Origin of the sequence: Thiocapsa sp., from assembly GCF_011390875.1 — a bacterium.
Taxonomy (GTDB): domain Bacteria; phylum Pseudomonadota; class Gammaproteobacteria; order Chromatiales; family Chromatiaceae; genus Thiocapsa.
On sequence record NZ_JAABRP010000132.1, the window covers coordinates 6765 to 14665 of the forward strand.

At 63.7% G+C, this 7901-nt stretch carries 8 protein-coding genes and 2 pseudogenes; 2 read left to right on the forward strand and 8 right to left on the reverse strand.

What is annotated here, in order from left to right:
• From GPT33_RS11870 to GPT33_RS11890, 5 genes and pseudogenes are all read right to left on the reverse strand, one after another.
• Positions 1-490: pseudogene (locus tag GPT33_RS11870) on the reverse strand (Uma2 family endonuclease); the annotation flags it as partial.
• A 4-nt stretch (positions 491-494) separates the two neighbouring features.
• Positions 495-1895, reverse strand: coding sequence for an NAD(P)(+) transhydrogenase (Re/Si-specific) subunit beta (locus GPT33_RS11875; protein WP_296809194.1), 1401 nt, complete (start codon positions 1893-1895; stop codon positions 495-497).
• A 12-nt stretch (positions 1896-1907) separates the two neighbouring features.
• Entirely contained in the window at positions 1908-2204 is a 297-nt protein-coding gene (locus tag GPT33_RS11880; protein WP_296809197.1) for a proton-translocating transhydrogenase family protein, read from the reverse strand.
• 120 nt (positions 2205-2324) lie between these two features.
• Positions 2325-3422: a Re/Si-specific NAD(P)(+) transhydrogenase subunit alpha gene (locus GPT33_RS11885; protein ID WP_296809199.1), complete on the reverse strand. Its 1098-nt coding sequence runs from the start codon at positions 3420-3422 to the stop codon at positions 2325-2327.
• A 139-nt stretch (positions 3423-3561) separates the two neighbouring features.
• Positions 3562-4377 (reverse strand): pyruvate, water dikinase regulatory protein, encoded by an 816-nt coding sequence (locus GPT33_RS11890; protein WP_296809203.1) that lies wholly within the window; start codon positions 4375-4377, stop codon positions 3562-3564.
• Between the two features lie 206 nt (positions 4378-4583).
• On the opposite strand from GPT33_RS11890, the gene GPT33_RS11895 reads away from it, so the two are divergent.
• Positions 4584-5039: a hypothetical protein gene (locus GPT33_RS11895; RefSeq protein ID WP_296809205.1), complete on the forward strand. Its 456-nt coding sequence runs from the start codon at positions 4584-4586 to the stop codon at positions 5037-5039.
• Between the two features lie 236 nt (positions 5040-5275).
• Here the strand turns inward: GPT33_RS11895 and GPT33_RS11900 are convergent, their stop codons facing one another.
• A complete protein-coding gene (locus GPT33_RS11900) occupies positions 5276-5521 on the reverse strand; it encodes a HypC/HybG/HupF family hydrogenase formation chaperone (RefSeq protein ID WP_296809208.1) in 246 nt (81 codons plus the stop codon).
• Positions 5522-5641: 120 nt separating this feature from the next.
• On the opposite strand from GPT33_RS11900, the gene GPT33_RS11905 reads away from it, so the two are divergent.
• The gene (locus GPT33_RS11905; protein WP_296809211.1) at positions 5642-6112 is read left to right on the forward strand and encodes a HyaD/HybD family hydrogenase maturation endopeptidase; all 471 of its coding nucleotides are present in this window, start codon (positions 5642-5644) and stop codon (positions 6110-6112) included.
• A gap of 738 nt (positions 6113-6850) precedes the next feature.
• Here GPT33_RS11905 and GPT33_RS11910 read toward each other — a convergent pair.
• Positions 6851-7306: a hemerythrin family protein gene (locus GPT33_RS11910; RefSeq protein ID WP_296809214.1), complete on the reverse strand. Its 456-nt coding sequence runs from the start codon at positions 7304-7306 to the stop codon at positions 6851-6853.
• Between the two features lie 404 nt (positions 7307-7710).
• A pseudogene (locus tag GPT33_RS11915) lies at positions 7711-7901 on the reverse strand (hypothetical protein); the annotation flags it as partial.

Sequence of the window (7901 nt, forward strand, 5' to 3'; positions counted from 1 at the left end):
TACCGAGCGGGTAGTCGGCGGAGAAGATGACGCGATAGCCGCCTGCGTCGAGCGCATAGGCGATCAGGGTCCGATCTTCGGGCGAGACGATCCAGTAGTGCGGCACGCCGGCACGCTGGAGCAGCATCAGATGGTGGACCAGGTCCTTGCGCTCGTGACCGGGCGAAAGGATCTCGCAGACCCAGTCGGGGACGAGTGTCATGACGCCGCTCGGGCGCTGCGGGACCCGCGCCTTGCGCCATCCCGCGAGATCGTGGCTCGGGCACTGGTGCTCGCTGTATTGAACGCTGATCTCGGTGACGATCCACCAGCCGTCCGGACCGCCGCGACGCTTGAAGACCTGGATCTCGTCGGACAGCGCCGATTGCGCAAGACCGTGCTCGAAGCGCGCCATCGGGCGCTGAACGATGTCGCCATCGATCAGCTCGACGCGCTCGTCTCCCGGCCAGGCCAGGAGATCGGCGATCGTTCGGAGTCGTCCGGCTTCCACCGACTCAGTGCCCGCCGCCCTTCAACGCACTGTTCATCCCCTCGATCGTATCCTTGGCATCGCCGAAGACCAGCGAGGTGTTCTCCTGGTAGAAGAGGAGGTTGTCGACGCCCGAGTAGCCCGGACGCATCGAGCGCTTGAGGAAGTAGACCTGACGCGCGCGCCCGGCCTCCAGGATGGGCATGCCGTAGATGGGACTGGTCTTGTCCTCTTTGGCGGCGGGATTGACGACGTCGTTTGCGCCGACGACCAGCACCACGTCGGTGCTCGGGAAGTCGGGGTTGATCTCGTCCATCTCGAGCACCCGGTCGTAGGGGATGTCGGCCTCGGCGAGCAGCACGTTCATGTGTCCGGGCATGCGGCCGGCGACCGGATGGATCCCGAACTTGACCTCCACGCCGCGCGCTTCGAGCAGCTCCATCAGCTCCTTCAATGCATGCTGGGCTTGAGCGACAGCCATACCGTAGCCGGGGATGATGATGACGCGGTTGGCATCCTCCATCCAATAGACGGCATCCTCGACCGCGGCCGATTTCACGCCCTTCTCGGCGGCCACCGCACCCGCGCTATCCGCCCCTCCGCTGTCCGAGCCGAAACCGCCGAAGACGACGTTCAGGATCGAGCGGTTCATCGCCTTGCACATGATGTAGGAGAGGATCGCGCCCGAGCAGCCGACCAGTGCGCCGACGATGATGAGCAGGTTGTTGTGCAAGGTGAAGCCGGTCGCAGCCGCGGCCCAACCCGAATAGCTGTTCAGCATCGAGATGATCACCGGCATGTCCGCCCCGCCGATCGGGATGATCAGGGTCACGCCGAGGGTGAATGCAAGCAGGGTCATGAGGGTCAGCGAGATCAAGCTGCCGGTCATGGCGAAATGCACGGCCAGGGCGAGTGTCGCAATACCCAACAGCGCATTGAGCACATGTTGACCCTTGAACTTAACCGGGCTGCCGCTCAGCAGACCTTGCAGCTTGCCGAAGGCGATCACCGATCCGGTAAAGGTGATGGCGCCGATGACCACGCCCGCGGAGATCTCGCCCATCAGGAGCGCGTTCAACTCGCCTGCGCTGCGCTTTGTCAGGAAGGTCCCGATGGCCACCAGCACAGCGGCCATACCGACGAAGCTGTGCAGGGCCGCGACCAACTGCGGCATGGCCGTCATCTGGATGCGTAGGGCCACAATGACGCCGATGACTGCGCCCAGGGTCATTCCAACGATGATGAAACCGTAGGATTGAACCTGATCGCCCATCAGGGTCGCGACGACGGCGATGAGCATGCCGAGCATGCCGTAAAGGTTGCCGCGCCGGGCGGATGCCGGATGGGTCAGGCCCTTCAGGGCCAGGATGAAGAGCACGGCGGAGACCAGATAGGCCACCGCTTGGAGATTGACCGAGAGCGTCATGACGGGCTGTCCTTACTTTTTCTTCTTGAACATCGAGAGCATCCGGTGGGTCACCAGAAAGCCGCCGAAGACATTGATGGACGCCAGCAGCACGGCGATGAAGCCGATGATCTGGGTGAAGAGCCCCGCCTCGGGATTGCCGGCGACGAGCAGTGCGCCGACCAAGACGATGCCGGAGATGGCGTTGGTGAGCGCCACCAACGGGGTGTGCAGCGAGGGCGTGACGCCCCAAACGACCCAGTAGCCGATGAAGCAGGCCAGAACAAAGACATAGAGGGCAACGAGTGAGGGATCGAGTGCCTCGGGCATAGGGGTAACTCCGGTTGGACGGTGATCATCGGCGCGTCGCCGTTGATCCGTGTTCAGTCATCGCAGAAATGGCGATTGAACCGCAAAGCTGCCTGTGCGGCTCGATGTCTCGGAACGACCTCAGGTCGCGGGTTTCACGAGCATGGCCGCCGTGATGTCGTCCTCGGCGAGGTCTTTGAGAACCGGGCCGGACTCGCTCGGGGTGACCATGATCTCGATCAGATTGGCGAGGTTGCGGGCGTAGAAGGCGCTCGCGTCCGCCGGGACCAAGGCGGGGAAGTTGGTCAGACCGACGATGGTCACGCCGTGGCGCTCGACGATCTCTCCCGCGACCGTCAGGGGGCAGTTGCCGCCGTTGGCCGCCGCCAGATCCACGATCACGGAGCCCGGACGCATGCGCTTCACGACCTCTTCCGTCACCAAGACCGGGGCCGGGCGACAGGGGATCAGGGCTGTGGTGATGATGATGTGGGCCTTGGCGAGCTGGTCGCTCAAGGCCGCTTGCTGCTTGGCCTTCGCCTCCTCGGAGAGCTCCTTGGCGTAACCGCCTTCACCCGAACCGCTTTCACCCAGGTCCAGCTCGATCGGCTTGGCGCCCAGGGAGCGGATCTGTTCTTGGGTCTCGGGGCGCACGTCGTAGGCGTAGACATCGGCGCCGAGTCGGCGCGCGGTGGCAATCGCCTGAAGCCCCGCGACACCCACACCCAAGACGACCAGACGGGCCGGCTTCGCTGATCCCGCAGAGGTCATCATCATGGGGAGGAATCGGCCGTAACGGGCCGCGGCCTCGAGGGTCGCGCGATACCCGGCGATGTTGCTCTGCGAAGACAAGGCATCCATGGATTGGGCGCGCGAGGTGCGCGGCATCCGCTCCATGCCGAGGACACGAACCCCTTTGGCAAGCATGGCCGAGAGGATCTCGTCTTCGCCGCAGCTCTCCAACAGGCCGATATAGAGCCCGCCCGGCCGCAATGCCTCGACGTCGGCTGCGTCGGGTCGACGGACCTTGAGCAGGAGGTCGACATCGAAGGCGCCCGCGCGGTCGGTCAGCTGTGCACCCGCTGCCGCGTAGTCATCGTCCGGATAGCCGGCACGCACCCCGGCGCCCGCCTCGACGATCACCTCGAAACCCTTACCGATCAATTTCTTGACCACTTCCGGGATCGAGGCCACACGGGTCTCGCCGGGCGCGCTCTCCAAGGGAATTCCGATCTTCATCGCACTATACGTCCTATCCGCAGGTCGGCCGCCCGCGAGCGGCAAAAACCCACGCATTATGGGCGGCAGGAACGGTCGCCGCAACCACCCGCACACCGGGCCGAGGCGTAGTCCGGCGGAGCGGCGGTTCGAGCCTCCCTCAGCGTTCCCCGCTCCCGCGCAGCGCCTTGATGATGTGCGAGGAGATCTCCTCGATCGACTGGCTGGTGGTGTTGAGCACCGGGATCTGGAGGCGCTTATAGATCTGAGCCGCCATCCGGATGTCCTCCTGACAACGCTCCAAAGATGCGTAACCACTGCCGGGGCGACGCTCTTCGCGGATCAATTGCAGGCGCTGCGGATCGATGGTGAGCGCGAAGAGTTTGTGGCGGCAGTCCCACACCAACTGAGGGACATCTCCGCGCTCGAAGTCCTCTTCGGTGACCGGATAGTTGGCGGAGCGCAGACCGTAATGCATGGCGAGATAGAGACAGGTCGGCGTTTTGCCCGAACGCGAGACACCGATCAAGACCACGTCGGCGCGATGAAAATTGTCCGGCCGGATCCCGTCGTCGTTCGCCATGGCGAAATTGATCGCCTCGATCCGCTTAGTGTAATAGCTCGGTTTGGTGATGGCGTGACTGCGCCCGGCTTTTCGGCTCGGCGGCACGCCCAACTCCGCGGAGAGCGGCTCGACAAAACCCTCGAAAAGCTCGACGTAATAGCAGTTGCCGCTCTGCAGGATCTCGCGGATCTCGTTGTTCAGCATGGTCGCAAAGACAACCGGGCGAACCCCGTCGCGATCGGCGGCCTCCTGCATCCGCTGCGTCAACGCTTTGGCGCGCAGGTCGGTGTTGATATAGGGCATGTAGACCTGCTCGAAGTCGATGGTATCGAACTGCGACAGCAGGCTGTGGCCGAGCGTCTCGGCGGTGATGCCGGTGCTCTCTGAGACGAAGAAGACGGTGCGATTCATAGGCCCTGACAGAGTGATGCAAGTCAATGCAGTGTATATTGGAATTTGGTGATATAGAGAAACGCTGATCACGACAGCGTGTGGGCGCGACTGGGATACCAGGTACGTCGCACGTCCCGAGAACGGTTTCGGTCCGCATCGCGACCGATCTTCGCCGAGCCGGCACGCCACCCGGCCGGCCCACTCACAGGCCGAGGAGCTTCCCGATGCCCAAGATCAACAACGACCACGCGCTGCGTGACGCCCTCAACGGACTCGACGCACAGCAGCAACGCATTCTCGGCTCCCGCTTTGCCCAGCACGTCATGCACCTGAGCAAGGACGAGCGGGTCAACCGCGCCATCGAGGTCGGGATGCGCGACCAGGTCGCCCCCGGCGAGTTGGAAGATGCATTCAAGGCCGCCAAGGCGTACGCAACCAAGACCTACACCGACTGCGGCAAGGACACCGACTGGCTGGCCCAAGCCGACCACTTCGTCGCCGCCTCCGCCGCAGCAGCCCTGACGCCCGATGCGCTCCTGACCGAGAAACAAAACCGCGCATGGAAGGCCGCCATGCAGGCCCGAATGGCCGTCAACTGCACCCTGATCGAGGAAGACGACGCGCCCGAGACATCCGAGGCCGAGCATCAGTACGGCCTGGCCGAGGCATTTTTGGGCTAAGTCCCTACGACGGCCGGGCTGCCCGCTCGGGCAACCCTGCCCGCCTGTTAAACCGCGTCCAGAGCGAGATGCTAACTCTTGAGTAAGCTCGACGTTTGGTGCATCCACGACCCTTAGCGGGGACGCGGTTTAAAATGATACATTTTTAGTATCCTAAACCGCGCCGGCTCCAACGGTCGTCAAGTCTGCCTGGGCCGACCCCATCCAAAAATATCGCATACCGCGCTGGGCGCGGTTTAGACCTCGACCCGGCTGCCGTCCTGCGCTGCGAGGATGGCGTCATAGATCTCCCAGGCCGCGGCCGCCTCCTCCTCGCTCATCCGACTGATCGCATGGCCCAAGTGGACAACCACATAGTCGCCGACGCCGATGGTCTCGTCCTGGAGCATGAAGAGATTGACCTCGCGCTCCGCGCCTTTCGCCGTGCACCGGGCCAGGAAGCCGTCGACGGACTGGATCTGCATCGGGATACCGAGACACATGGACAAGCCCCCAAGGGAAGTCGATCATTGCACGGGAGGCTAAGGCGCACCGCGCATGCCTGCAAGGACTCAGATCAAACGATCGTAAGATCACCCACCAATGACAGAAGGTCCACCGTCGTGCAACCAACCACTCTCATCCTCGGCCTCGGCAATGTCCTGATGACCGACGAGGCGGTCGGCGCCGAGGTGGTTCGCCGGCTCGAGCAAGAGAGCGGTCCGGACGCGCCCCTCCTGTGCATCGACGGCGGGACCTTGAGCTTCACGCTCGCTCTGCCGATCGGGGACTGTCCGCGCCTGATCGTCGTCGATGCCGCAGCGATGGGCGAACCGCCCGGCAGCGTCAGGGTCTTCGAGGGCGATGCGATGGATCGCCAGCTCAGCGTCAATGCCAAGACCGTCCACGAGGTCAGTCTCTCCGACTTGATGGACATCGCACGCCTCACCGACACGCTCCCGCTCCAGCGTGCTCTGGTCGGCATCGAGCCCGAATTTGTCGGCTGGGGCGACCGGCTGACACCCGCGGTCGAGGCGGCGATTCCCGAGGCCATCGCGCGGATCCGCACGCTGCTCGATCGCTGGACCATTTAACCTCGATTTGAAGAACGCCGCCCGGCGACAAGCGCGCCTGCCGGGCGCCCAATCGCACGCCACCGCGCGATTCCGATTTCTCGGGCATCCGTCGACCGACGCTCCGCGGCCACGGCTCCGCCTCGACTCCCCCCTGCGCTCGGCAGGTACCCGCTCGACGAGGCCGGTCGAGATGGACTAGCCCTACGACCGCCTTCGCCTGCCACAAGAATCCTTGATTTGTGTACGCTTTGGCTCTATCGTTCTTGAGCACGCTACGTTTACGTACGCAGCGTGCCATCGCCAAACCGCAAACGAGGATCAGCCTACATGCAACCCACAACGATTCGCTCTCTCTCGGTTTTCGCCCTTTCCGCAGCGACAATCACCTTCGCGCTCAGCGGCTCGGCCTTCGCCGCATCCGCGTGCAAGGGTCTGGAAGAAGCGGTATGCGGGACTACGGAGGCATGCCGCTGGCAAGCCGGCTATACACGAAAAGATGGAATCGAGGTCACAAGCCACTGCCGCAGCACGGGAAAAGCGAAAGCGGCAGCACCGGTGACGCCGGCCCCGGATGCCGCTGCCGCGGACAGTGCCGATAAGGCATCCTGACCGATCGCCCGGAAAACTCCGGCGGTGCCGTCTCCGGGTCATCGGGGCGGCCCGAACAGGACGCGGCGGCCGGCGATGTCCTATACGGCAGCAAACGACAGGTAGCAGCAGCAGGGCCGAGACACCCCGTCGCTGCCGACCCCGAGACTAACGGTCTGCGATCGTCGGTTGCTCCCGGTGTCCGCCCGGATGGTCGCCGAGCTCGCCCGCCTTCACATGCAGGGCGTAGAGGACGTCCTCGTCGGCAATATGATCGATCAACCAATCCTGGGTCATCTCCAGAGCCCGATCCGCGAGCTCCTGACCGGGGCCGAAAGTTCGTAGGTCATTCTCCAGCGCATCCAAGCGGCGCATGAAGGCGACATGCTGTCTCAGGTGCGCTTCGAGATCCGGATAGTCATGCCTGCGCATGAAGTCTTCTTCGGTGGAGAAGTGGGTTTCGGCGTAGGTACGCATGAAGGCGACGGCATCGGTCACGCCGGTCTTGGCCTCGCGGTCCAGGATCGCGTCGTAGAGCTGATGCGACGCGGCGAAAAAGCCTTGATGCTGTCGGTCGATCTCCTCGATGCCGATGCTGTAGATATCGGACCACTCTCTTAACATGAAGACCCCTTCGGAGTTGGAAGCGTAACGCACGGATTGGATCGAGCCGCGTGGCATAATCCGGGTCGGCGTTGCCCGTTCGATAACGCCGCTCGAGCGAGTCATTCGCCGCCCCGGCCTGCTCACCGCTCGGCGTAACGGATGCACCGCATCGGGCGGATCGAATCGACGGACTCACCATCGTGGCGAGTCTATCATCCTCGATCCGGAAGTTGACCGCATCGTACTTCAGGCAAGGGTTTGACGCCCTCGACGATCGCGTTCATCCGAAGTCCTAGCGAACAGGTGATGGCCGCTACGCCCCCTGGAGCACGCCCCGCGCGGCGCACAAATCGGCAGGGCCGCCGCGGCAACAGGATCAAACGCCGCCGTTCGATCGGATTCGGCGCGGCTGCCGTAGGGGTTCAAAGCGATCCCCAAGACCCGCGGCGCCGACGAAAGCTCAGATGCGGCAAGAAGAGACCAATCAAGACACCCGCGAGGATCACGCCGGCGCCGATCATGAACCAGCGCTGGTTGGTCCGATTGCCGAGATCGCGGTTGGCCTGCTCGAGCTCGGCGCGCTCGCGCGTGAGCTCGCTGACCTGAATGCGCA